This window comes from Variovorax sp. GW823-FHT02B07, assembly GCF_058797695.1.
In genome coordinates, this window is sequence record NZ_JBXAJX010000002.1 from 1,026,199 (window position 1) to 1,049,094 (window position 22,896).

The window sequence follows — 22,896 nt, forward strand, 5'->3', positions numbered from 1 at the left end:
TCAAAGGTCCTCGATCACCAGCGTGCGGTAGCGCTCGGCGATCGAGTAGGGCACGGTACGCACCAGTTCCATCACGCGCTCGGCGATGGCGCCGTCCTTGGTGCGGATCAGCAGGCCCGTGTGGCCTTCGTGGGCCAGCTGGATGAAGGCGCGCACCGTGTCGCCGTCGGTGCCGGCGGAGGGCAGGGGACTGTGCGAGGCATGCACGGTCGGCGCGATTTCCGCCAGGACGGTTTCGGCCGGTATCAGGTAGACCTCGTCGCCGCTCACGATGCCTTTCGCGATCAGCCCGTGGCCGATGCGGCTGGCGTCTTCGACGCTCGGAAACATCACCAGGGAGTAACCGGTCGGGTAGAACGCGCCACCGAAGGCGGCGCGCATGTTGGGTTCAAGCGTGAAATGTTTCATGCTGACTCCTTGTTCTGATGCAACTCCCCACCCCTAACATTAGGCCGCGCGGCGTCCGGGCACTGTAGGAGAAGCCCTAGTACTGACAACCGCGCCGGCCCCTTGCCCGTTCAAAGGCGGGTTCATTCCCTGTTTCATTTTTGACCGTCATGCCTTCGCCGAGAGACATCGCACTCACCGTCCACGAACTGGAAGAAGGGGAGTTCTACTGGGTGCTGATGGAGGCCGTGGACGGCTCGCCCGGCGACTCCACCCATGTGTACGTGCCGCTCGAAGCCGCCCACGAGCCCTACGGCACGTATTCGAATGCACTGGTGGCCGGCGTGGCGGTGCTGCGGCGGCTCTTCGGGCCCGACGGCAAGCCCGTCTGACGGGGCCCGCAAGGGAGCTGCCGGAGGGCGCTCCCTATAATCCCGGCGGTTGGAAACATTGGTTCACACCGGTGTCGTCCAACACCCCACGGTTCGAAGGTGCCCTGCACGACCAGTCACAGGATTGGCGGCGGGGTTAAACGGGAAGCAGGTGCGAGGCGTCGTTTTTTCGAACGACCCTTCCATTCCTGCGCTGCCCCCGCAACGGTCAGCGGACATCGACACCCTCAGGTCTCGGCGATTCTTCGCCCGGGCAGCCACTGCGCTTCGGCGTGGGAAGGCGAGGGCTTCGGCGCCGAGGTGCATGCATTGCACCCCGACGCACTCCGCGAGCCCGGATACCGGCCTTCGCAACCGCCTTCGGATGCTGCGGGAGTGCGTGTCCGGGCCTGCCGCTTTTCCCTCGCGCGAAACGGCACCGCCCCTCGTCTCTTCTCCCTCGGCGTCCGCGATCGGTCAAGAGCCTGCGGGGACGCGGGCTGGAGGAGAAGTCGGATGAATCGCATTGCATCGCCGCCGCGCGATCGCTCGGGCCCGCCCCTGCAACGGGTGCGCCTTTCGGGTCTTTCAGGTCTTTCGCTGGGGCTCGGCCTCGCTTGCGGGCCAGTTCTCGCCCAGTCGGGCGACACGGCCGGCCGTCCCAGCCTCACGCCCGTGCAGGTCGAAGCCAGCCGCCACACGCCGCTGGCCTTGGACGAGCCCACGCAGACCGGCAGCCGCCTGGGCCTCACGCCGCTCGAAACACCGGCCAGCATCGAGGTGCTGACCGGCGACGCCATCCGCGCGCGCGGCGACGTGTCGGTGGTCGAGGCCGCGAGCCGTGCCACCGGCATCACGGGTTCGCCCGCGCCGGGCAACGGCGGCTCGTCGCTGTCGGCGCGCGGCTTCAACGGCCACGGCTCGGTGATGCAGCTGTACGACGGCACGCGCCTGTACGTGGGCGCAGGCACCGTCACCTTCCCGTTCGACACCTGGTCGACCGACCGCATCGAGGTGCTGCGCGGCGCCGCCTCGGTGATGTTCGGCGAAGGCGCCATCGGCGGCGCGATCAACGTGGTGCCCAAGAAGCCCACGCGCGGCCCGATTCGCAACGAAGCACTCGTGACCGTCGGCTCCGACGCCACGCGCCAGGTCGCCTTCGGCAGCGGCGGGGCGATCAACGACATGCTCTCGTACCGCTTCGACATCAGCCACCGCAGGACCGACGGCTTCATGCGGCGCGGCGAGGCCGAGAGCCTGGCGGTGGGCGGCGCGGTGCGGCTCGACGTGTCGCCGCGGCTGCAGTTCACGCTCTCGCACGACGAGGGCCGCCAGACGCCGCAGCGCTACTTTGGCGTGCCGCTCGTCAACGGCCGCGTGAGCAGCCTGAACCGCGAACAGAACTACAACCTCGACGACGCCGAGGTCAAGTACCGCGACCGCTGGACCCGCCTCGATGCGCAGTGGACGCCCAACGACGCCGTCACCGTGCGCAACCAGCTCTATCGCCTGGACAGCAAGCGCCACTGGCGCGACAGCGAAACCTACACCTACAGCGCCACCACGAACCGCGTGACGCGCGGCGACTACCTGGAAATCGGCCACGACCAGGAGCAGATCGGCAACCGCACCGACGCCACCTTCAAGCACGCGCTGTTCGGCCTGAAGAACCAGGTGCTGGTGGGCTTCGACGCCAACCGCATCGACTTCCTGAATTCGAGCGACACGCCCTACGGCGGGCGCTCGGTGGTCGACGCCTTCGTCTTCAACCCCGGCTACTACGTCTCGCCCACGCCCTACCTGCCGCGCTACAAGACCAGGACCAGCACTTACGCCTTCTTCGCCGAAGACAAGCTGGCCTTCAACGAACACTGGTCGGTGGTCGGCAGCCTGCGCTGGGACCACGCGAAGATCGTGCGCACCGACCCGCAGGGCCGTGCCCCGCGCCTGGACAAGACCTTCGAGTACGCCACGGGCCGCTTGGGCGTGGTCTACGCGCCCGACGCCGCGCAGTCGTTCTATGCGCAGGTGGCGCGCGCGGCCGATCCGCTCACCGGGCTCATCAGCACCTCGGCCACGCAGGTGCCGTTCGAGCTCAGCGTCGGCAAGCAGGTCGAGGTGGGCTACAAGCGCCAGCTGGCCGAGGGCCGCGGCGCGTGGAGCGTGGCGGCCTACCGCATCGAGAAGACCAAGCTGCTGTCGCGCGACGCGAACGACCCGACCGTCGTGCAGCAGATCGGCAAGCAGTCGTCCGAAGGCATCGAGGCCACGCTCGACCTGGCGCTGACCTCCACGCTGCGCCTCGAAGCCAACGCCGCGCGGCTGCGTGCGCGCTACGACGACTTCAACGAGGCGGTCGGCAAGTCGCTGGTCTCGCGCGCGGGCAACACGCCCGCCGGCGTGCCCGAGGTGGCTGCCAACCTGTGGCTGCACTGGCGCTTCCTGCCGCAGTGGGAGGCCGAACTCGGCGTGCGCCACGTCGGCGCGCGGCAGGTCGATGCGGCCAACACGCGCCGCATCGGCTCCTACACCGTGGCCGACGCGGGCGTGAGCTGGCAGGCGAACCCGTCGCTCAAGCTCGCGCTGCGCGCCTTCAACCTCGCCGACCGCAAGTACCCGGTCTCGTTCTCGAACGGCGGCAACCAGTGGCTGCTGGGCCGGCCGCGCTCGTTCGAGCTGTCGGCGTTCGTGACCTTCTGAACAAGAATGGCCGCATGAGCACCGCATGGCAACACACATGGCCTCCGCTGCGGCGGGCGCTGTACTGGACGCACCGATGGCTGGGCATCGGCGGCTGCCTGCTGTTCGTCATGTGGTTCGTCTCGGGCGTGGTCATGATGTACGTGGGGTACCCGAACCTCACGGACGAAGAGCGGCTCGCGGGGCTCGCCCCGGTACGCCTCGAACAGGCGGTGGTCGCGCCGGCTGTCGCGCTCGATGCGCTGCCGCTCGCGGTGCGCACGCAGCCGCCCCGGCGCATGGCGCTGGAGATGCAGGCCGGCACCGACGCGCAGCCCGTGTGGCGCATCGTCGATGCGCGCGGCGGGCGGCATGCCGTGTCCGCGCGCGACGGCCATGTGCTCGGCCCGGTCGATGCCGCGCGGGCCGAGGCCATCGCCCGCGACTTCTCCGCACAGCCCGGCGCACGATGGGCCGAGACGCTGGAGCGCGACCAGTGGACGGTGCCGCAGGGCCTGAACCCGCTGCGCCCGCTGCACCGCATCGAAGTCGGCGACGCGGCGGGCACCGAGCTGTATGTGTCCTCGCGCACCGGCGAGGTGGTGCGCGACACCACGCGCACCGAGCGCTTCTGGAACTGGCTGGGCGCCGTGCCGCACTGGATCTACTTCACGCCGCTGCGCGCCGATCCGCCGCTGTGGCACGACGTGGTCGTGTGGCTGTCGGCCGCCTGCATCGTCTCGGCCGTGACGGGCATCGTCATCGGCATCCTGCGCCTTCGGCTGCGGTGGCGCTTTCGCAGCGGCGCGGTCACGCCGTACACCGGCTGGATGGCCTGGCACCACATCGCCGGGCTGATCGGCGGCTTCTTCGTGCTGACCTGGATCGTGAGCGGCTGGCTCTCGATGAACCCCAACGGCTGGTTTCAGCGCGCGCCGGCCGATGCGGCCGCGATGGCGCGCTACACGGGCACCGGCGCATCGCCGTTCCCCTGGCCGCCGGCCGTGGTGCCGGCAGGCGAGGGCGCCGGCGCACCGCGCGAAGTCTTGCTGATGGGGTTCGACGGCAAGCCGCTGCTGCAGCTGCGCGATGCGCAGGCCCGCGTGCAGGTGGTCGATGCCGCCACCGGCGCACCAGCCGTCATCGCCCGCGACGACATCGTGCGAGCCGCCGCCCGACTGCACCCCGGCGCCGCGATCACACAGGCCGCCTTGCAAACGCAGGAAGACTTCTACTGGTACGGCCACCATCGCACGCGCGTGCTGCCGGTGTGGCGGCTCGAGTTCGACGACGCCGCGCGCAGCTGGCTCTACATCGACCCGACGAGCGGCCAGGTGGCCGGCAGCAACGACCGCAACGCGCGGTTGCGCCGCTGGCTCTTCAACGCCGCGCACAGCCTCGACTTTCCCTGGCTCATCCAGTACCGGCCGGCCTGGGACCTGGTGATGTGGTTCCTGTCGGTCATCGGTGTCGTCGCTTCGGCGAGCGGCGTGGTGATCGGCTGGCGACGGCTGCGGCGCAAGCCACAGCCATCGCCTGTTCAACGGGGGCTGCAAGGCTCCCGGGTTTCATGACGGGGACTTGCGCAAGCCAGTCCATCCCCCAACAATCAACTTTCGCACTTCGGTGCATTTCAGGAGGTGCGCGATGCACATCGAACCCGGACTCGTCGACGGATCCAAGATCTTCCTCAGCTATGCCACGGGGGCGGCTGCACTGGCTTACACAGGCAAGGTCGCCTTCGACACCTTGCGCAAGGACGGCCCCATCGGCCTGCTGCTGCGCTCGGTCTTCACCGTGATGCTGGTGTTCTGCTTCTTCGAGGTGTTCCCGCACCATCCCGTGGGCGTGTCCGAGGTGCACCTGATCCTGGGCACCACGCTGATGCTCCTCTTCGGGCTCGCGCCCGCGGCCATCGGCCTGGCCGGCGGCCTGCTCATCCAGAGCCTGTTCTTCGCACCGCCTGACCTGCCGCAGTACGGCATGAACGTCACGACCTTGCTCGTGCCGCTGTTCGCGACCGCCGCGCTGGCCCGCCGCATCATTCCCGCGAACATGGCCTACGTGGACATCAGCTACCAGCAGGCCTTCAAGCTGTCGGTGGCCTACCAGGGCGGCATCGTGGTGTGGGTCGGCTTCTGGGCGCTCTACGGTCGCGGCACGGGCCTCGAGAACCTGGGCCAGATCGCCAGCTTCGGCGCGGCCTACATGACGGTCGTGCTGGTCGAGCCGCTGGTCGACCTGGGCGTGCTGGCCGCGGCCAAGGCCTGGCGCCGCCTGCAGGGCACGGCCCTGGTCGAGCGCCGCCTGTACAGCGCCGTCTGATTCGCGCCGGCAGCCCCTCGTTGAAGAGGGCGTGCCGTTCGCCGGCGCGTGCGCCACGCACGCGCCGCGCGCCCGATTCCCCGCGCGCTTTGCGCGCCTGAAAGCATCCATTCCATGACACAAAGCAACGCCAAGATCCCCGTCACCATCGTCACGGGCTTCCTCGGCAGCGGCAAGACCACGCTGCTGCGCCACATCCTCGGCAATGCCGAGGGCCGCCGCATCGCGGTGGTGGTCAACGAGTTCGGCGAACTCGGCATCGACGGCGACATCCTGCGCGGTTGCGGCATCGGCTGCGACGACGAAGGCAACGAGCGCGAAGGCGCGCTCTACGAGCTGGCCAACGGCTGCGTCTGCTGCACCGTGCAGGAAGAGTTCCTGCCCGTGATGCTGCAGCTGGCCGAGCGCCGCGACCAGATTGACGCCGTGCTCATCGAGACCTCGGGCCTGGCGCTGCCCAAGCCGCTGGTGCAGGCCTTCCAGTGGCCCGACATCGCGAACATCTTCACCGTCGATTCGGTGGTCACCGTGGTCGACGGCCCCGCCGCCGCGTCGGGCCAGTTCGCCGCGAACCCCGCGCAGGTCGACGTGCAGCGCCGCGCCGACCCCAACCTCGACCATGAATCGCCGCTGCACGAACTGTTCGAAGACCAGCTCTCGGCCGCCGACCTCGTGGTGCTCAACAAGACCGACCTCATGGACGCCGCCGCGCGCGCGCAGGTCGAGGCGCTGGTGCGCGAAGAGCTGCCGCCCGAGGTGAAGATCGTCGGCGCCACCGAAGGCAAGCTGCCGCTCGCGCTGCTGCTGGGCCAGGGCCGCGCCGCCGAGAGCACCATCCACCTGCGCGAGAGCCACCACGACCACGAGGAAGACCACGACCACGACGAGTTCGACTCGCTCGTGATCGAGCTGCCGCCCGTGGACCGCGACGGTCTCATCGCCGTGCTGACCGCACTGGTCGAGCAGCACACCATCTACCGCGTGAAGGGCTTCGTCGCCGTGCCGCACAAGCCGATGCGCCTGCTGGTGCAGGGCGTGGGCCGCCGCTTCGACCACCACTTCGACCGCCGCTGGCGCGACGGCGAGGCGCAGCGCACGCGGCTCGTGTTCATCGGTGAAGACCTGGACGAAGGCGCGCTGCGCAAGGCACTGGAAGGCGTGGCGGCCGTTCCCGCCTGACCGCATGCACCTGCTGAGCACTCAGCCCGGCCGCTTCGTCGAGGACGACCCGAGCGTCGTCACCCGGCTCGACCAGACGCCGGGCGACATCGTGGTGCTCAGCTCGGCCGACACCACGCTCGCGCTGCTCGCCGCCGCGCGCACGGCGCTGGCGGCCACCGACCCCGGCTACCCCTCGCTGCGGCTGGCCAACCTCATGCACCTGCGCCAGCCTGCGTCGCTCGACCTGTACGTCGACGAGGTGCTGCGGCATGCGCGCGTGGTGGTGGTCGATCACCTGGGGGCCGAATCGGCCTGGGCTTACGGCCTGCAGCAGCTCGAAAAGCTCGCGAAGCGCCAGGGCCAGCAACTCGCGATGTTCTCGGGCGACCTGCAGGAAGACGAAGACCTGCTCGCGCGCGGCACCGCGGCGCGCGGCGTGAGCCGGCAGCTGTGGCAGTACCTGCGCTCGGGCGGTGCGGGCAACGCGGCGCAGTTCCTGCGCGCGGTGGCCTTCCATGGCCTGGGCCACGGCGAGGCACCGTTGCCGCCGCGCAGCCTGCCGCAGGTGGCGCTGCATGTGCCGGGCGGCATGGACGCGACGCACACGGTCGCGGGCATCGACGACCTGCGCGCCGGCTGGCATGCGGATGCGCCCGTGGTCGCGCTGGTGTTCTATCGCTCGCACCTGCTGTCAGGCAACACCGAAGCCTTCGACGCGCTGGCCGCCGCGCTGCATGCGCAAGGACTGAACCCGCTGCCCGTGGCGCTCGATTCGCTCAAGGACCCGCTGTGCCTCTCCGCGTTGCGCGCGTTGTGTGTAGAACACGACGTGCAGCTCGTGCTCAACACCACCGCCTTCGCCGCGCTGGGGCAGGGCGCTTCGGACGAAAGCGGTGAGCCTCTGGCACTCGCGGGCGACGCCCCCGTGCTGCAGGTGATCGTGAGCGGCGGCAACCGCGAAGATTGGCTGGCTGACAGCCAAGGCCTGCGCCCACGTGACATCGCGATGCAGATCGCGCTGCCCGAGATGGACGGGCGCATCGTCACGCGCGCCGTGAGCTTCAAGGGCCTGTCGCACCGCTGCGAACTCACGCAGACCGAGGTGGTCGGCTACCGCCCCGAGCCCGACCGCATCGCCTTCGTGGCCGAACTGGCGCGCCGCTGGTGCAGCCTGCGCAGACTGCGCGCGGATGAAAAACGCGTCGCGCTGATCCTGGCGAACTACCCCGGCAGCGAAGGCCGCATCGGCAGCGGCGTGGGGCTGGACACGCCGGCCTCGGTGATGGCCATCCTGCGCACGATGCGCGCCGAGGGCTACACGCTCGACACGCTGCCCGCGGACGGCGACGCGCTGATGCGCACGCTGCAGGAGGGCATCGCCAACGATTCCGCCCAATGGGCCGCGCGACCCGCGTGGCAGAGCTACGCGCTCGCCGACTATCGCGCGCGCCTGGCGGCGCTGCCCGAGGGCATGGCCGCCGCCATCGACGCGCAATGGGGCCCGCCCGAGCACGACCCGATGCTGCGCCAGGGCCGCTTCATGATCGCCGGGCTGCGGCTGGGCCGCGTGTTCGTCGGCATCCAGCCGGCACGCGCGCTCGGCCCGCTGGGCCTGGCCGACTACGCGAGCTACCACGACGCCGAACTGGTGCCGCCGCACAGCTACCTCGCGTTCTATTTCTGGCTGCGCGATGTGTTCGCCATCGACGCGGTCGTCCACGTCGGCAAGCACGGCAACCTCGAATGGCTGCCGGGCAAGAGCCTGGCGCTCGCGGCCACCTGCTGGCCCGACGCCATCCTCGGGCCGCTGCCCAACGTGTACCCCTTCATCGTCAACGACCCCGGCGAGGGCGCGCAGGCCAAGCGCCGCACGCAGGCCGTGATCGTCGACCACCTGATGCCGCCGCTCACGCGCGCCGAGAACCACGGCCCGCTGCAGGACCTGGAGCGGCAGGTCGACGAGTACTACGACGCGCTGCTGGTCGACGCACGCCGCGCCAAGGTGCTGCGCGCGCAGATCCTCGCGACCGTGCGCGCCCAGCACCTGGTCGAAGAGTTGGGCATGCCGGGCGCGGAAGACGATGCCGTGCTGGCGCGTGTCGATGCGTACCTGTGCGAACTGAAAGAAACCCAGATCCGTGACGGCCTGCATGTGTTCGGCGAGTCGCCGCGCGATCGGCTGCGGCGCGACACGCTGCTCGCGCTCGCGCGCTTTCCGGCCGGCGACGGCGCGGGCGAGAACGCCGGGCTGCTCGGCGCGCTCGCGGCCGACCTGCTGCCCGGCGACGCCTTCGACCCGCTCGACATCGACGCGGCGAAGCCCTGGCAGGGCGCGCGGCCCGCATTGCTGGCGGCCGTGAGCGACGAGGCCTGGCGCCACCAGGGCGACACGCGCGAGCGGCTGGAGCTGCTGGCGCAGCAGCTGCTCGAAGCGGACACCTGTCCGCCCGGACTGCCGCATACCGCTGCCGTGATGGGCCGCATCGCGCACCGTCTCGCGCCCGCGCTCGATGCATGTGGCGGGGAAGAATTGCGTCAGCTGTCGCGCGCACTGCAAGGCCGCTTCGTGCCGCCGGGCCCGAGCGGCTCGCCTTCGCGCGGCCGACCCGATGTGCTGCCGACCGGGCGCAACTTCTACGCGGTCGACACGCGCGCCATCCCCACGCCCACGGCCTGGATGCTCGGGCTCAAGTCCGCCGCGCAGCTGGTCGAACGCCATCTGCAGGAGCATGGCGACTACCCGGTCGCGCTCGGCCTGTCGGTCTGGGGCACGGCCACCATGCGCACCGGCGGCGACGACCTGGCGCAGGCCTTCGCGCTCATCGGCGTGCGGCCCAAGTGGGCGCCGGGCAGCCAGCGCGTGGTCGATTTCGAAGTGCTGCCAACGGTCGGCATCGGCCGTCCGCGCATCGATGTCACGCTGCGCATCTCGGGCTTCTTCCGCGACGCCTTTCCCAATGCCGTGCAGATGTTCGACGCCGCCGTGCAGGCCGTGGCCGCGCAGGAAGATGAAGACGCCGAGCGCAACCCGATCCGCGCGCGCATCCTGCGCGAGGCCGCGGCGCTCGAAGCGCAGGGTGTGGCGCCCGATGAGGCACGCACGCAGGCCGGCTGGCGCGTGTTCGGTTCCGCGCCCGGCAGCTACGGCTCGGGCCTGCAGCCGCTGTTCGACCATGGCGACTGGCAGAGCGACGACGACCTGTCGAAGGCCTATGTCGGCGGCAGCGCCCATGCCTACGGCCAGGGCAGCGACGGCGTGCCGGCGGGCGATGCGCTGGTGCGCCGCCTGCGCGCCATGAACGTCGTGCTGCAGAACCAGGACAGCCGCGAGCACGACCTGCTCGACTCCAACGACTACTACCAGTTCCAGGGCGGCATGGCCGCCGCCGTGCGCCATCTGAGCGGGCAGCAGCCCGCGATGTACCACGGCGACCACGGCAACCCGCAGGCGCCGCGCGTGCGCACGCTGAAGGAAGAAATCAGCCGCGTGATCCGCGCGCGCGTGGTCAACCCCAAGTGGATCGACGGCGTGAAGCGCCACGGCTACAAGGGTGCGTTCGAGATGGCCGCCACGGTCGACTATCTGTTCGGCTTCGACGCCACCGCGCGCGTGGTGGGCGACCACCAGTACGCGATGGTGGCCGACGCCTACGTGCTCGACGAGGCCACGCGCGACTTCGTGAACGCGCACAATCCGCGCGCGCTGCAGGACATGCTCAACCGCCTGCTCGAAGCCATGCAGCGCGGCCTCTGGCAGTCGCCCGGCGACTACAAGGACCAATTGGAAAACCTGCTGCTCGACCACGAGCAGCAGATGGAAGGAAGCCCCCGATGACCACAGCCGCCCCGATGCCGGTGCCGTTCCCCTTTGCCGCGATCGCCGGCCAGCCGCAGCTGCGCCAGGCGCTGCTGCTGGCCGCGGTCGATCCCGCGCTGGGCGGCGTGCTCATCGAAGGCCCGCGCGGCACCGCCAAGACCACGGCCGCGCGCGCACTCGCCGAGCTGCTGCCCGGCGCGCCCTTCGTCACGCTGCCGCTGGGCGCGAGCCTCGAAAGCCTCGTGGGCACGCTCGACCTCGGGCAGGCACTGGCCGGCCACGAACTCAAGTTTGCGCCGGGCCTGCTGGCGCGCGCGCACGGCGGCGTGCTGTACGTCGACGAGATCAACCTGCTGCCCGACGCGCTCATCGACTCGCTGCTCGACGCGGCGGCCAGCGGCGTCAACGTGGTGGAGCGCGACGGCATCTCGCACCGGCATGCCGCGCGCTTCGTGCTTGTGGGCACCATGAACCCGGAAGAGGGCACGCTGCGCCCGCAGCTGCTCGACCGCTTCGGCCTGTGCGTGCGGCTGCGCAACCTGCAGGACGCGGCCGAGCGCCAGGCGATCGTGCGTGCGCGGCTGGCCTTCGATGCCGATCCGCAAGGCTTTCGCGCGGCGCATGCGAAGGAGGAGGCTGAACTCGCGGCGGCGCTGGTGCGTGCGCGCGCGCGCGTGGCGGACGCGGCGGCCTTGCCGTATGGCGATGCGGTGCACGAAGCCGTCGGCGCGTTGTGCATCGCGGCCGGCGTGGACGGCCTGCGCGCCGACCTCGTGATGCTGCGCTCGGCGCGTGCGCTTGCGGCGTGGGAAGGCGCGGCATCGATCACCGACGACCATGTGCAGCGCGTGGCCGCAGCGGTGCTGCTGCACCGGCGGCATCCGGCGGCCGAAGCGGCGGCGGCGCCTCCCATGGTGTCGCCCGCACCTCATCGCCATCCGGGCGATGCACCTGCACGCGATGCCGGTGACGGCGACTGGGGCGCGATGCCGCCCGAGCCTGTCGGCATCGAGCGCGTGAAGCCGCTGCGCCCGCTGATCTCCACCCAGCAGGCCGCCCCAAAAAAAGCCTGAGCCTCCGGGACGCCGCACCCGCTGGCGCACGCCAGGGTGACCGGAGGCAGGGCACGCAACGGGACGCCTGGCACGGCGCCGCCGCGCGCGGCACCGCATTCGATTGGCCGCGCACGCTCGTCGCCCGCGGCGCGGACCGCCTGCAGGCCGCGCACCTGCGCCACCGCCCGCAAGAGGCGCGCAGTGGTGCGTTGCATTGCTTCCTGCTCGACTGTTCGGCTTCGATGCGCCACGACGGCCAACTCGCGCGCGCCAAGGGCCAGCTGCTCGCGCTGATGCAGGAGGCCTACCAGCGGCGCGACCATGTGGCGCTGCTGTGCTTTGCCGGCGACGTGGTCGAGCTGCGCCTGCCGCCGCGCCGCGCCAGCGCCTGGAACGACGACTGGGTTGCGCCCATCGCGGCCGGTGGCGGCACGCCATTGGCGCTGGGCGTGCTGCGCGCGCAGCAGCTGCTGGCAAAGCACGAGAGCCGCCAGCGCTGGCTCTGGCTGCTGACGGACGGCCGCAGCAACGAAAGCCCTGCGCGCCCCGCCGCGGCGGACGTCGCCTGCGTGATGGACTTCGAGCGCGCCCGCACGCCGCTGCACCGGGCCCGGCAGCTGGCGGCGCAGTGGGACGCACGCTACCTCAGCGCCTGAATCACAGGATCGCGGGGCGCGCCCCGGCGCTCGTGGATCGACTTGGGACGAGAAGGGGCATCCGCCGCGTGGCGCACCGCTGCAGGTGGCGCCTTCGATACTGCGGCGCTCCCAACGAAACCCAGGAAACCCCATGTCCGTCACTCCCCGCCGCGTGGTGCGCGAAGGCGCGTTCAAGCACATCATTGCCGACGGTGTGCAGGTCGGCGACACGATCTATCTCTCGGGCCAGGTGAGCGTGGACGGCGAGGGCCGCACCCTCGGCGCCGGCGACATCGCGGCGCAGGTGCGTCAGGCCTACGTCAACGTGCGCAGCGTGCTCGCATCCTTCGGCGCCTCGATGGCCGACGTGGTGGACGAAACCCTGTTCGTGACCGACATCGACGGCTTCCTCGGCCAGGCCGACGCGCTCTTCGCCCTGCGCGCCGAGATGTTCGGCGGCGAGCCGCAGATCTCGCAGACGCTGGTGCAGGTGGCGCGGCTCGGCAGCCCGGACTGGCTGATCGAGATCAAGTGCATCGCCAGAACAGCTGCAGCCTGAAGGGCTGAAGGCCTGTTCAGCCAGGCAGTTCGGGTACCGTACGGCATGCGTCCGAAACCCCGTCTCCTGGCCCTTGCGTTGACCCTGGCAATGCCTGCCGCCTTTGCCCAAACCGAGCCGTCCGCGCAGCCGTTGAGTGCCGGCGACTGCAAGGCGCAGGAAGCCGTGCTGGAGCGCGACATGGCCCTGGCCCGTTCCCGTGGCCAGATGCTGCGTCGGCGCGAGCTGGCCGACACCCTGAGCGTGCTGCAGCAGCGCTGCCAGGCGCTGGCGCCGATGAGCCGCGAAGCGCGCATCGAGAAACTGGAACGCGAGATCCGCGCGCTGCGCACCGAGCTCGAACGCGCGGAGGCGCAACTGCGCAGCGTGAAGAGCGAGTCGCCCTGAGCTACGTCACCAGGGCAGCTCGCTGAGCGGCCTGCGCGGGTCTGAAACAGCCGGCGCCACATCGGCGGGGGTGGCCGGACCGTCTTTCTCCGCCACGGCCTCCACCGGCGCCAGCATCGTCCCGCGGCAGTTCGGCGAGCCGCAATGGCAGGGGTACTTCGACGGCGGCGAGCCGTCGTCGGCCGTGAGCGAATAGTCGATGAAGAGCTCGTCGCCGGCCTCCACCGCTTCCATCGTCTGGAAACGCAGCACCATCTCGCCCGCCTCGTCGTACTCCTCGACCGCCTCGCAGTTCGGCTCGCACGAATGGTTCAGGTGGCGCGTGGCGTTGCCGCCCTTGGCACCGTCAATGGTCTCGCCGGTCGTCAGCGTGAACAGGTAGGTGAGCTGGTCGTCCCAGAGCTTGGAGGCGACTTCCTGCTTGGTGTAGCGGCGGCCTTCGTACAGGCCCAGGAAGGCTTCGGCCGGCAGGTCGCGCGTGGCGAAGGCGCCCAGGCCATGCACGCCGCTGGGGCCCACGCGGATGAAGGGGGTGGACGAGGTTCGCTTGGGGGACTTCATGAACGGACGGGGCGGGAGGAATCGGAAGAAGAGGTGGGCTGGAGCTGGAGTGTCGCGGTCATCTCGATCTGGCGTATGACAACGGTGGCGCCGCGTGCGGTGAGGGCGCGGTGCAGCGCGCTGCCCTCGGGCTCGTCGACCAGCCGCCAGCGCGCGCCGGGGCGTGCCTGCGCGAGCGCGTCGAGCAAGGCGTGGGCCGAGGCTTCGTCGGGCGCGGCGGCGTCCAGCAGCATGTGCAGCGGCAAGGCCGGCGGCAGCAGGATGGCGTAGCCGCCCGTTGCCGCGCCGAGGGCTGCGGCGCCGTCGTGCGCGAGCGCACCTTGCACGGTCGGCCACTCGCGGCGCCAGGTGGGGCGCGAGACGGCCGCGCAGGCCGCATGCAGGGCGGCGAGCGCGTCGGTATCGGGCGCTGTCGAAGCTGTATCGGCACCAGGCTCGAAGCTGCCTTCGAGCACCTCGAGCGTGCGGGTTTCGACGAAGCCCGCCTGCCGGTAGAGCTGCCGCGCCGGGTTCTGTTCGATGACTTCGAGCTGCACCTGCGCGATGCCGGCCGCCGACAGGTCGCGCAGCTGCGCGTCGATGAGCTGCTTCGCCAGTCCCCGACGGCGCTGCGCGCTCGCGATGCCGAAGCCCGCGAGGTAGGCGCGCGGCCCGCGCCGGCCGACGAGCGAGAGGCCACAGGCCTCGCCGTCGGCGATGATCACGCGGGAGAGGCCAAGGTCGGCTTGGGCGCGCCGCACGTGCCGCTCGAACATCGCGCGGTCGAACGCGATCGGCACGAAGTAGTCTTCGTACGAGCGGTTCCACAGGGCGGTGAGTTCGTCGGTGCCGAAGTTCGCGGCGGGAACGATGTCGAGATGCATGGCGTGCTGCAGGTCAGTTGCGCGGCGCATCCAGCGACGCGAGGCAGTTCACGATGGCGTCGGCCGCCTCGTCGAGCCGGGGGCCGGGCCGCATCATCAGGTCGAAGCGCGCCGAGGCAAAGCTGCAGACGCGCCCGCGCTGGATGGCCGACATGGCCGACCAGCCGGGGCGCCCCGCCATGGCCGAGATTTCGCCGAGGGCCGAGACCATCAGCACGTCGGGGTTGGCGCGCACCACGAACTCGGGGTTCATCCTGGGGAAGGGGCCGAGCGAGCCGGGCACCGCGTTGGCCAGGCCCAGGCGCGCCAGGGTCTCGCCGATGAAGGAGCTTTCGCTCGCCGCCGCCACGCCGCCGTGCACCTCGAAGTACACGCGCCGCCCCTGCCAGTTCAGCGGCACGCGGGCGCGCGCCGCGTTCAGCCGGGCGTCGAGGCTGCGCCAGAAGGCCTCGCCCGCGCCCGGCTTGCCGGTGGCGCGGGCCACGGTTTCCATCACGCGGCGCATGTCGGCATGGGTCTTGGCGTCGAGCGCCAGCACCTTGATGCCCAGGCGTTCCAGCGCCTCAGCGGCGCGGCTGCGCGGGCGCAGCAGCACGAGGTCGGGCTTGAGCGCCACGATGCGCTCGATGTTCGCGTCGTCCATGCCGCCCACCTGCGGCAGGCCCTTCACCGCCGCCGGCCAGTTGGCGTGGCGGTCGATGCCCACGAGCCGGTCGCAGGCGTCGAGCGCACAGACCGTCTCGGTGAGCGAGGGCATCAGCGACACGATGCGTTTGGCGGGCGCCTGCAGTTCGAGCACCCGGCCTCGGTCGTCTTCCAGCCGGATGGCGCCGGCGTGCGCGGCCGGGCCGAGGCCCAGCGCCACGAAGGCCGCGGCCCGGGCGATGTGGCGCGCGGCGGTGGAAGAAAAAGGTGGGCGCTGGGGCAGGGCGTTGGAAGTCATCGGGGCGGGCGGAGTCAGCCCGCTATTGTCGCGGCGCTTGCATCCGCAGCTGGCGCGCCGCTTCTTCCGCCCGTGCGTCGTCCACTTCGCGCAGCACGTTGCTGAGATCGACCGGGCCGGTCTCGCGCACGAAGGTGCCCGTGAGCTCGGTCTCGGGGCGCAGCAGGCCGCGCTCGTAGAGCTGCCAGATCTCGTCGCCGTAGTGCGTCTGCAGCAGCGCGGGCGCGTACTGCCCGAAGAAGTTGCGCAGGTTCTCCACGTCGCGCAGCAGCATGCGCTTGGCGTGGTTGTTGCCGGCCGCGTCCACGGCCTGCGGCAGGTCGATGATCACCGGGCCGTCCTCGGCCAGCAGCACGTTGAACTCCGACAGGTCGCCGTGCACGATGCCCGCGCAGAGCATGCGCATCACTTCCTTGAGCAGGCTCGCGTGGTGGCGCAGCGCGTCGTCGGGCGAGAAGGCCACGTCGTTCAGGCGCGGGGCGGCGTCGCCGTTCGCGTCGGTCACCAGGTCCATGAGCAGCACGCCTTCGAGGAAGTTGTGCGGCGTGGGCACGCGCACGCCGGCCGCGGCCAGGCGGTAGAGCGCATCGACCTCGGCGCTTTGCCAGATGGCCTCGGTCACCTTGCGGCCGAAGCGCGTGCCCTTGGCCATGGCGCGCGCTTCGCGGGTGTTCTTCACGCGCCGGTTCTCGGTGTAGTCGACGGCCTGGCGAAAACTGCGCTTATCGGCTTCCTTGTAGATCTTGGCGCAGCGCGTGTCCTCGCCACAGCGCACGACATAGACCATGGCTTCCTTGCCGCTCATGAGCTGGCGCACGACGCTGTCGATCAGCCCTTCGTCGACGAGGGATTGCAGTCTTTGGGGTGTCTTCATGCGTGCGCCTCCGGCACAGCCAGGGGGCGGGTCGAGAGGAAGGCCCTCAGGCTTTCCGTGCCGATCTGGTAGGCGCCATCATGCCTGTGCGGGGCAAAGCCCAGCTGGTGGTTGATGGCGAGCATGGGCGCATTGACCTCGGCGTTGTGCGTGACGGCGATCACCACCTCGGGATGCCGTTCGCGCACGAGCTGCAACATGATCGCCTTCACGCCCTTGGCCAGTCCCTTGCCGCGCCAATGGCGGGCAACCCCGGTGAGGCGCTGGAACATGCGGTCGGGGTACAGCTGGTTCCAGCTGGCGTCGCACACGGCGGCCACCTCGTCGTTGGCATCGCGCAGCAGCACGAGAAAGTGCTCGCCGCCGCGCCGGTCAATTTCGGCGTACCAGGCGTGGAAGCCTTCCAGCTCGAAGCGCAGGGGCGCGCGTTCCAGCGCGCTGGTGGGTGCGTCTTCGAGCAGCGCGGACAGCGGCGCCATCAGCGTGGCCAGCCGATCGAAGGGCACGCGGCCTGCGTGGATCTCCAGGCGCAGCCCGTGCGTGGGCGCGAGGGCGTCGGCGCGCCAGCGTGCGAGCGCCGCCCAGTCGAGGCTGTCGAAGGCCATGCGGTTCTCGATGCTGCGGTGCTTTTCGGTCGCACCGATGGCCGCGAGGAACGCCCGGCCTTCCGGCAAGTGGGCCTTGAAGGTCGCGGTGGTGGGGGCGCGAGTCTCCATCAGCGCCAGAAGCCGGTGCAGCAAGGTGCTGGCCACGCCCTGGCGTTGGTGCGATCGCAGCACGCCGCCCCACACGTCGATGAAAGGCGCGAAGGTCGCATAGTCGGGCGAGCCTTCGCGGCGCACGCCCATGTTGAGGCTGCCGACGATGCGCCCCTGTGCGTCCCGCGCGAAGGCGCGGTGCACCACATGCAGCGGCGTGTGCTGGCACACGTTCTGCTGGGTGTGGGCATCTTCGGGCTGCGGCTCGCCCGGAAAGTCTTCGTCGTGGCGCTGGCGCCAGTAGGCCAGCGCCTGCGCCCATTCTTCAGCGGACGCCCGCTGCGGATCGAAAGAAGAAGTCGTGAACTGCCGCGCATCGGCGGCACGGGTTTCAAGCATGGTGAGCCTTGATTCGAAAAGGGAACGGACCGCGCACGGCACTCGTGTGCCGGCGTGGCGTTGTCTGAATCGGACGGCGTGTCGCGGCAGGACACCGCGAGGGTCGAACGGGCTGGCTGGTGGTGCCTTCAGCGGCACCGGGTGCGCGAAAAGCGCTTCAGCAGCAGTTCGGATGCGACCCGACGAACCGTACGTGGGAGGGAGAGTGAATAGCAGTGTCTTCCATCGCGCACCTCCAGTCCGGTTTGTTGATCGAGGCGTCGAATGTAGCGAGGTTCGCGCGGTCTGTGAAGTGCAAGGCGCCTGCGGCAGAATCCAAAAACCAACAGGGAGATGCCATGAATCCGAAGAAGATCTTCGACGCGGCGGGCGAAGCCGATGTCGACACGGTGCGCGCCTGCATCGCGGCCGGGGCCGACCTGGCCGCCGTGAACAAGCAGGGCTTCACCGCGTTGCAATGTGCCGCGGCGGGTACGAACGAAGCCGAGCTCGAACCGATCCTCGCCGTGCTGCAACTGCTGCTCGAGGCCGGCAGCCCGCTCGAATACACCGGCACCGGCGGCCGCACCGCGTTGTACCTCACGGCCGAGTTCTCGCCGACCACGGAGCCGGTGCAACTGCTCATCGACGCGGGCGCCAACCCCGACGTGCGCGACAGCCACGGCAACCACATCACGGAGAACGCGATGGAGGAAGAGGTCGCGCAGCTGCTGTCGCGCATCACCGGCCACGCGCTGCCCGAGCCGCCACCGCCCGAGCCCGACCCGGTGAAGATGAGTGCCGCGCAGTGGCGCGCCGCCGAGGCACGCATCGCCGACGTGTTCGCCGCGCTGACGCAGGCGGGCCTGGTCGCGCTGCAGGACGCGGGCGACACGCAGTCCGACGGCTTCTCCGATTGCTCCGAAGCGTTCCGCGAACGCGGCGGCAAGAAGGCCGGCGTGCACGGCTTCTGCTTCTACACGCGGCAGGACCAGAACCGCGCCAAGCGCACCAGCCAGCTCTCGCTCGCGTTCTGGGGTGCGCCCGAAGGCGGCGATGCCGACATGCAGCGCGTCGGCGAACTGGTGGTCGGCCAGTTTCGCGGCGCGGGCTTCGAGGTGCGCTGGAACGGCGCGTCGTCGATGCGGCCCGAAGTCGATCTGCGCGCCTGAGCTTCAGCCCAGCGCTGCGCGCAGCCGGGTCGCGAGCTGTCGCGCCTGGGTGGGCGAGGCGACGTTGGTGAAGCCCATCAACAGCCCCTGGCTTTCAACGGACGTGGTGCCCCGGGCCGACAGCGGCTGGCAGTTCAGGCCGGCCGATTGCGCGCGGCGCGCGAGCAGCATGTCGCTGTCGCGGTGCCCTTCGAAGCGCGCGATCAGGTGCATGCCGCCGGCCTGCAGGTCGATGCGCACGCCGTCGCCGAAGGCCTTGTGCAAGGCCTCGACCAGCAGGGCGCGGCGGCGCGCGTAGAGCAGGCGCATCTTCTTCAGGTGGCGCGAGAAGTGGCCGTCGCGCATGAAGTCGGCCACCGTCGCCTGCGTGATCTGCGGGCAGCCGTTGGACGCGATGCGCGCCGCGTCCTCGAAGCGTTCGCGCAGCGATTCGGGCACCACCAGGTAGCCCAGCGCGAGGCCCGGGTAGAGCACCTTCGAGAAGCTGCCCGCGTACAGCACGCGGTCGTGTCCGTCGAGGCTCTTGAGCGCGGGCAGCGGTGCGCCGGCATAGCGGTACTCGCCGTCGTAGTCGTCCTCGACGATCCAGGCCTTCGCACGCGAGGCCCAGTCGAGCAGCTGCAGCCGGCGCGCCAGCGACATCGACACCCCCAGCGGCGCCTGGTGCGAGGGCGTGACGACCGCCATGCGAGCCTTCGGCGAGCGGCGCACGCCGCGCGCGACCACCAGGCCTTCGTCGTCCACCGGCACGGGCACCACGCGGTGGCCGGCGCTGTGCAGCACGTCGCGCGTGGGCGCATACCCGGGGTCTTCGATCCACACGCGGTCGTCCTTGGCGAGCAGCGTGCGCGCCACCAGCGCCAGCGACGCGCGGTAGCCGCCGGTGACGAACACCTGCGCCGGCTGGCAGGTCACGCCGCGCGACACCCGCAGGTAGGCCGCGATGGCCTCGCGCAGCGGCGCATGGCCTGCGGGGTCACCGTAGAAAAGGTCGGCCGCGCCCATGGCGCGCGCACGGCGGGCCATCAGCCGTGCCCAGAGCTTGCGCGGAAAGGCATCGAGTGCCGGGATGCCGAGCTGCAGCGGCGGTGGGGCGGCGGGGCCCGCCAGTGCAGGCGCATCCGCGACGGGGCGCGAACCGGCGCGCACCGGCCGCTGCATCGGCAGCGACGGCGACACCACCGTGCCCGCCTGTCCCTGCGCGCAGAAATAGCCTTCGCCCGCGAGCTGGCTGTAGGCCGCTTCCACAGTGCCGCGCGCCACGCCCAGCTCGCTGGCCAGGCTGCGCGCCGACGCCACGCGGTCGCCGGGGCGAAGCACGCCGTGTTCGATCGCCGTGCGAAAGCGCTCGTAGACCTGGCGATGCAGCGGGGTCGCGGTCGAGCGGTCGATGCCGGGGAGGGCGTTGTCTTTTGGATCGATCATGGCCCAGTCATTTTGACGATTCTTGGTTCTTTCATCTGGTGCATCCCGATCCTAAGCTCGTGGCTTCGAACAGCCAGCAGGAAAGAAGGACACGCAATGGGCGAGAAGGTATTCGTGGCGGGCGCGACCGGGGCCGTGGGCTCGGCGCTGATCCCGCTGCTGATCGAGGCCGGCCACACGGTGCATGGCGGCACTCGCCGGGCCGATCGTGCGGCGGCGCTGGAGGCACGCGGCGCCACGCCGGTCGTCGTCGATGTGTTCGACGCGCAGGCCTTGCGCGACGCGCTGGTGCGCATCGCGCCCACGGTCGTCATCCATCAGCTCACCGATCTGCCCCGGGACCTGGACCCGGCGCTCATGGCCGAGGCGGTGGTACGCAATGCGCGCGTGCGCATCGAGGGCACGCGGAACCTCGTGGCGGCGACGCTGGCGGCCGGTGCGAAGCAGCTGATTGCGCAAAGCATCGCCTGGGCCTATGCGCCGGGGCCGACGCCGCACACCGAGGACGACCCGCTCGACCGCGGGGCCGAAGGCGGTCGCCGCATCAGCATCGACGGCGTGGCGGCGCTGGAGCGCAGCGTGCTGGGTGCCGTCGGCCTCACGGGCACGGTGCTGCGCTATGGGCAGCTGCATGGGCCGGGCACTTCGAATGCGGCACCGAAGGGCGCGAGCCCGGTGCATGTCGAGGCCGCGGCCTGGGCGGCGCTGCTCGCGATGCGGCATGCCCGCGGCGGCATCTTCAACATCGCGGAGGACAGCCCCGAGGTCAGCAGCGAGAAGGCAAAGCGCGAACTGGCGTGGCATGCGGCGCTGCGGTCGTCGCAGGAGGTCGTGTCATGAAGGCCGCACGCTGGCATCGCACGCCGTCGATCGGCGCGGGTCTTGCAGGGCTGTCGCTGGTGCTCGCTGCCGGCTGGGCGCTGATGCCGCGCACCGGCCAGCAGGAGGCCGTGCAGTGGTTCGCCGACGTGTGCAGTTCGGTGGCGCGGCCGATGTTCGCGTCTGCGCCCGTGCCCGCAGGCTCGGAGGCGACGGCGCGGCCGGCCACGCAGGTCAAGGTGCTGTCGTGCGAGGCACTGCCGCATGTGCCCGGCAAGTCGGTGACGACGGTGCTGGTCGACTTTCCACCGCTGGCCTATTCGCCCGCGCACCGCCACCCGGGCTCGGTGACCGCGATCATTGTCGAAGGCACCATCCGCTCGCAGCTGGGCGGCGGCCCGGTGGGCACCTTCAAGAGCGGCGAGACCTTCTTCGAGCCGCCGAACACGCTGCACATGTTCGCGGAGAACCCCGACCCGGTGAAGCCCGCGAAGCTCATGGCGGTGTTCGTCACCGACAGCAATTGCGGCCCGCTGCTGCTGCCGCCCTGAGCGGCCCCGGGTCGCGCAAGGGCTCCGGCGCCTGCCGCGCCGGGCGCGATTAGAGTCCGGCGATGACCCTGACCTATGCATACCTCGCTGTCGCGATCGTCGTCGAAGTGCTCGCGACCAGCTTCCTCAAGGCCTCGGACAGCTTCACCCAGCTCTGGCCCAGCGTGGCCACGGTGGTGGGCTACGCGGTGTCGTTCTACTTTCTCTCGCTCGCGCTGCGCGTGCTGCCCACCGGCATCGCCTACGCGATCTGGTCGGGCGTGGGCATCGTGCTGATCTCGGTGGTGAGCTGGCTCTGGTTCGGCCAGACGCTCGATGCGCCGGCCATCGTCGGGCTCGGGCTCATCATCGCGGGCGTGGTGGTGGTCAACGTGTTCTCGAAGTCGGTGGGGCACTGAGGCATGGGCACGATCGAACAGCTGCTGCCCCGCTTGCCCGCCGGCACGACGTGGACACCGGCCAGCGAGGGCGAGTCGGGCGATGCGGTGTTCCGCCGCAGCGACGGCGCGGCCTTCGCGAAGGTGTCGCTCGGTGCGGGCGCCGCGCAGCTCGACGAGGAGCGCCGCCGCACCGCATGGCTCGCGCCATACAACGTCGGCTCCGCGCGCGTGCTCGACTGGCGCGCGACGCCCGAGGGCGCCTGCCTGGTCACAGCCGCGGTGCCGGGCGTGCCGGCCAGCGACCTGCCGGCGGCCGAGCTGCTGCGCGCCTGGCCGTCGATGGCGCGGCGCCTGCGCGCGCTGCACGAGATCCCGGCGGGCGAGTGCCCCTTCGCGCGCCCGCTGTCATCCATGTTCGACCGCGCCGCCGATGTCGTCGCACGCGGCGCGGTGAACCCGGAGTTCCTCGACCCCGACCAGCAGGACGTGCCGCCGCCGCACCTGTTGGCGCGGTTGCACGCCGATCTGCCGCGCCGGGTGGCGCAGGAGGCGCAAGACCTCGTCGTGTGCCACGGCGATGCCTGCCTGCCGAACTTCCTTGTCGATCCGCAGACGCTGCAATGCACCGGCCTCATCGACGTGGGGCGGCTTGGCACGGCGGACCGGTATGTCGACCTGTCGCTGCTGCTGGGCAATGCGCGCGAGAGCTGGCGCGATGCGGCCGACGCGCGCGCCGCGCATGCCTTGCTGTTCGCGCAGTTGGGCATCGACGCGCCCGACGACGGCCGGCTCGAGTTCTATCTTCGGCTCGACCCGCTGACCTGGGGGTGATGGCGGTGCCGGCGCGCCGCAT

Annotated in this window: 22 protein-coding genes and 1 riboswitch; of the genes, 15 read left to right on the forward strand and 7 right to left on the reverse strand. The window is 70.6% G+C overall.

Annotated elements, in window-relative coordinates; all coding sequences use genetic code 11:
- The gene (locus tag AC1RGU_RS15740; protein ID WP_070061115.1) at positions 1-408 is read right to left on the reverse strand and encodes a hypothetical protein; all 408 of its coding nucleotides are present in this window, start codon (positions 406-408) and stop codon (positions 1-3) included.
- A gap of 149 nt (positions 409-557) precedes the next feature.
- Here AC1RGU_RS15740 and AC1RGU_RS15745 point away from each other — a divergent pair, with 149 nt between their 5' ends.
- From AC1RGU_RS15745 to AC1RGU_RS15790, 10 genes are all read left to right on the forward strand, one after another.
- Entirely contained in the window at positions 558-779 is a 222-nt protein-coding gene (locus AC1RGU_RS15745; RefSeq protein ID WP_492696819.1) for a hypothetical protein, read from the forward strand.
- Between the two features lie 81 nt (positions 780-860).
- Positions 861-1,143: riboswitch (cobalamin riboswitch) on the forward strand.
- 131 nt (positions 1,144-1,274) lie between these two features.
- On the forward strand, positions 1,275-3,458 hold the full coding sequence (locus tag AC1RGU_RS15750) for a TonB-dependent receptor (protein WP_492696820.1): 2,184 nt from the start codon (positions 1,275-1,277) through the stop codon (positions 3,456-3,458).
- 14 nt (positions 3,459-3,472) lie between these two features.
- Positions 3,473-5,011: a PepSY domain-containing protein gene (locus tag AC1RGU_RS15755; protein WP_492696821.1), complete on the forward strand. Its 1,539-nt coding sequence runs from the start codon at positions 3,473-3,475 to the stop codon at positions 5,009-5,011.
- A gap of 73 nt (positions 5,012-5,084) precedes the next feature.
- Entirely contained in the window at positions 5,085-5,762 is a 678-nt protein-coding gene (locus AC1RGU_RS15760) for an energy-coupling factor ABC transporter permease (RefSeq protein ID WP_062480892.1), read from the forward strand.
- 114 nt (positions 5,763-5,876) lie between these two features.
- Positions 5,877-6,941, forward strand: coding sequence for a cobalamin biosynthesis protein CobW (gene cobW, locus AC1RGU_RS15765; protein ID WP_070061111.1), 1,065 nt, complete (start codon positions 5,877-5,879; stop codon positions 6,939-6,941).
- Positions 6,942-6,945: 4 nt separating this feature from the next.
- The gene (gene cobN / locus AC1RGU_RS15770) at positions 6,946-10,758 is read left to right on the forward strand and encodes a cobaltochelatase subunit CobN (protein WP_492696822.1); all 3,813 of its coding nucleotides are present in this window, start codon (positions 6,946-6,948) and stop codon (positions 10,756-10,758) included.
- Entirely contained in the window at positions 10,755-11,813 is a 1,059-nt protein-coding gene (locus AC1RGU_RS15775) for a magnesium chelatase ATPase subunit I (protein WP_492696823.1), read from the forward strand. The genes cobN and AC1RGU_RS15775 overlap by 4 nt, the downstream gene beginning before the upstream one ends.
- A 191-nt stretch (positions 11,814-12,004) precedes the next feature.
- Positions 12,005-12,451, forward strand: a complete 447-nt coding sequence (locus AC1RGU_RS15780) for a vWA domain-containing protein (protein WP_492696824.1) — start codon at positions 12,005-12,007, stop codon at positions 12,449-12,451.
- A 133-nt stretch (positions 12,452-12,584) separates the two neighbouring features.
- A complete protein-coding gene (locus tag AC1RGU_RS15785) occupies positions 12,585-12,992 on the forward strand; it encodes a RidA family protein (protein WP_492696825.1) in 408 nt (135 codons plus the stop codon).
- Between the two features lie 90 nt (positions 12,993-13,082).
- Positions 13,083-13,379 carry a DUF1090 family protein gene (locus tag AC1RGU_RS15790; protein WP_492696826.1) on the forward strand — a complete coding sequence of 99 codons (297 nt, stop codon included), beginning with the start codon at positions 13,083-13,085 and terminating at the stop codon, positions 13,377-13,379.
- 6 nt (positions 13,380-13,385) lie between these two features.
- On the opposite strand, the gene AC1RGU_RS15795 is transcribed toward AC1RGU_RS15790, so the two are convergent.
- The 5 genes from AC1RGU_RS15795 to AC1RGU_RS15815 are packed head-to-tail and all read right to left on the reverse strand — an operon-like array spanning position 13,386 to position 17,717.
- Positions 13,386-13,940, reverse strand: a complete 555-nt coding sequence (locus tag AC1RGU_RS15795; RefSeq protein WP_139703075.1) for an SET domain-containing protein — start codon at positions 13,938-13,940, stop codon at positions 13,386-13,388.
- Entirely contained in the window at positions 13,937-14,803 is an 867-nt protein-coding gene (locus AC1RGU_RS15800; protein ID WP_492696827.1) for a GNAT family N-acetyltransferase, read from the reverse strand. The genes AC1RGU_RS15795 and AC1RGU_RS15800 overlap by 4 nt, the downstream gene beginning before the upstream one ends.
- Positions 14,804-14,816: 13 nt before the next feature.
- Complete coding sequence (locus AC1RGU_RS15805) at positions 14,817-15,746, reverse strand: ABC transporter substrate-binding protein (RefSeq protein ID WP_492696828.1); 930 nt, start codon at positions 15,744-15,746, stop codon at positions 14,817-14,819.
- A 22-nt stretch (positions 15,747-15,768) separates the two neighbouring features.
- Entirely contained in the window at positions 15,769-16,620 is an 852-nt protein-coding gene (locus AC1RGU_RS15810) for a PA4780 family RIO1-like protein kinase (protein ID WP_492696829.1), read from the reverse strand.
- Positions 16,617-17,717, reverse strand: a complete 1,101-nt coding sequence (locus tag AC1RGU_RS15815; protein ID WP_492696830.1) for a GNAT family N-acetyltransferase — start codon at positions 17,715-17,717, stop codon at positions 16,617-16,619. The genes AC1RGU_RS15810 and AC1RGU_RS15815 overlap by 4 nt, the downstream gene beginning before the upstream one ends.
- Before the next feature lie 338 nt (positions 17,718-18,055).
- Here AC1RGU_RS15815 and AC1RGU_RS15820 point away from each other — a divergent pair, with 338 nt between their 5' ends.
- Entirely contained in the window at positions 18,056-18,868 is an 813-nt protein-coding gene (locus AC1RGU_RS15820; RefSeq protein WP_492696831.1) for an ankyrin repeat domain-containing protein, read from the forward strand.
- Positions 18,869-18,871: 3 nt separating this feature from the next.
- Here AC1RGU_RS15820 and pdxR read toward each other — a convergent pair whose 3' ends face one another.
- The gene (gene pdxR / locus AC1RGU_RS15825; protein ID WP_492696832.1) at positions 18,872-20,293 is read right to left on the reverse strand and encodes a MocR-like pyridoxine biosynthesis transcription factor PdxR; all 1,422 of its coding nucleotides are present in this window, start codon (positions 20,291-20,293) and stop codon (positions 18,872-18,874) included.
- Between the two features lie 96 nt (positions 20,294-20,389).
- On the opposite strand from pdxR, the gene AC1RGU_RS15830 reads away from it, so the two are divergent.
- The 4 genes from AC1RGU_RS15830 (at position 20,390) to AC1RGU_RS15845 (ending at position 22,874) form a co-directional block, all read left to right on the forward strand.
- Positions 20,390-21,133 (forward strand): NAD-dependent epimerase/dehydratase family protein, encoded by a 744-nt coding sequence (locus AC1RGU_RS15830; RefSeq protein ID WP_492696833.1) that lies wholly within the window; start codon positions 20,390-20,392, stop codon positions 21,131-21,133.
- On the forward strand, positions 21,130-21,663 hold the full coding sequence (locus AC1RGU_RS15835; protein ID WP_159276347.1) for a cupin domain-containing protein: 534 nt from the start codon (positions 21,130-21,132) through the stop codon (positions 21,661-21,663). Before AC1RGU_RS15830 ends, AC1RGU_RS15835 begins: the two co-directional genes overlap by 4 nt.
- Before the next feature lie 62 nt (positions 21,664-21,725).
- On the forward strand, positions 21,726-22,061 hold the full coding sequence (locus AC1RGU_RS15840; protein ID WP_062481473.1) for an SMR family transporter: 336 nt from the start codon (positions 21,726-21,728) through the stop codon (positions 22,059-22,061).
- 3 nt (positions 22,062-22,064) lie between these two features.
- Positions 22,065-22,874 carry an APH(3'') family aminoglycoside O-phosphotransferase gene (locus tag AC1RGU_RS15845; protein ID WP_492696835.1) on the forward strand — a complete coding sequence of 270 codons (810 nt, stop codon included), beginning with the start codon at positions 22,065-22,067 and terminating at the stop codon, positions 22,872-22,874.
- Positions 22,875-22,896: the final 22 nt, after the last annotated feature.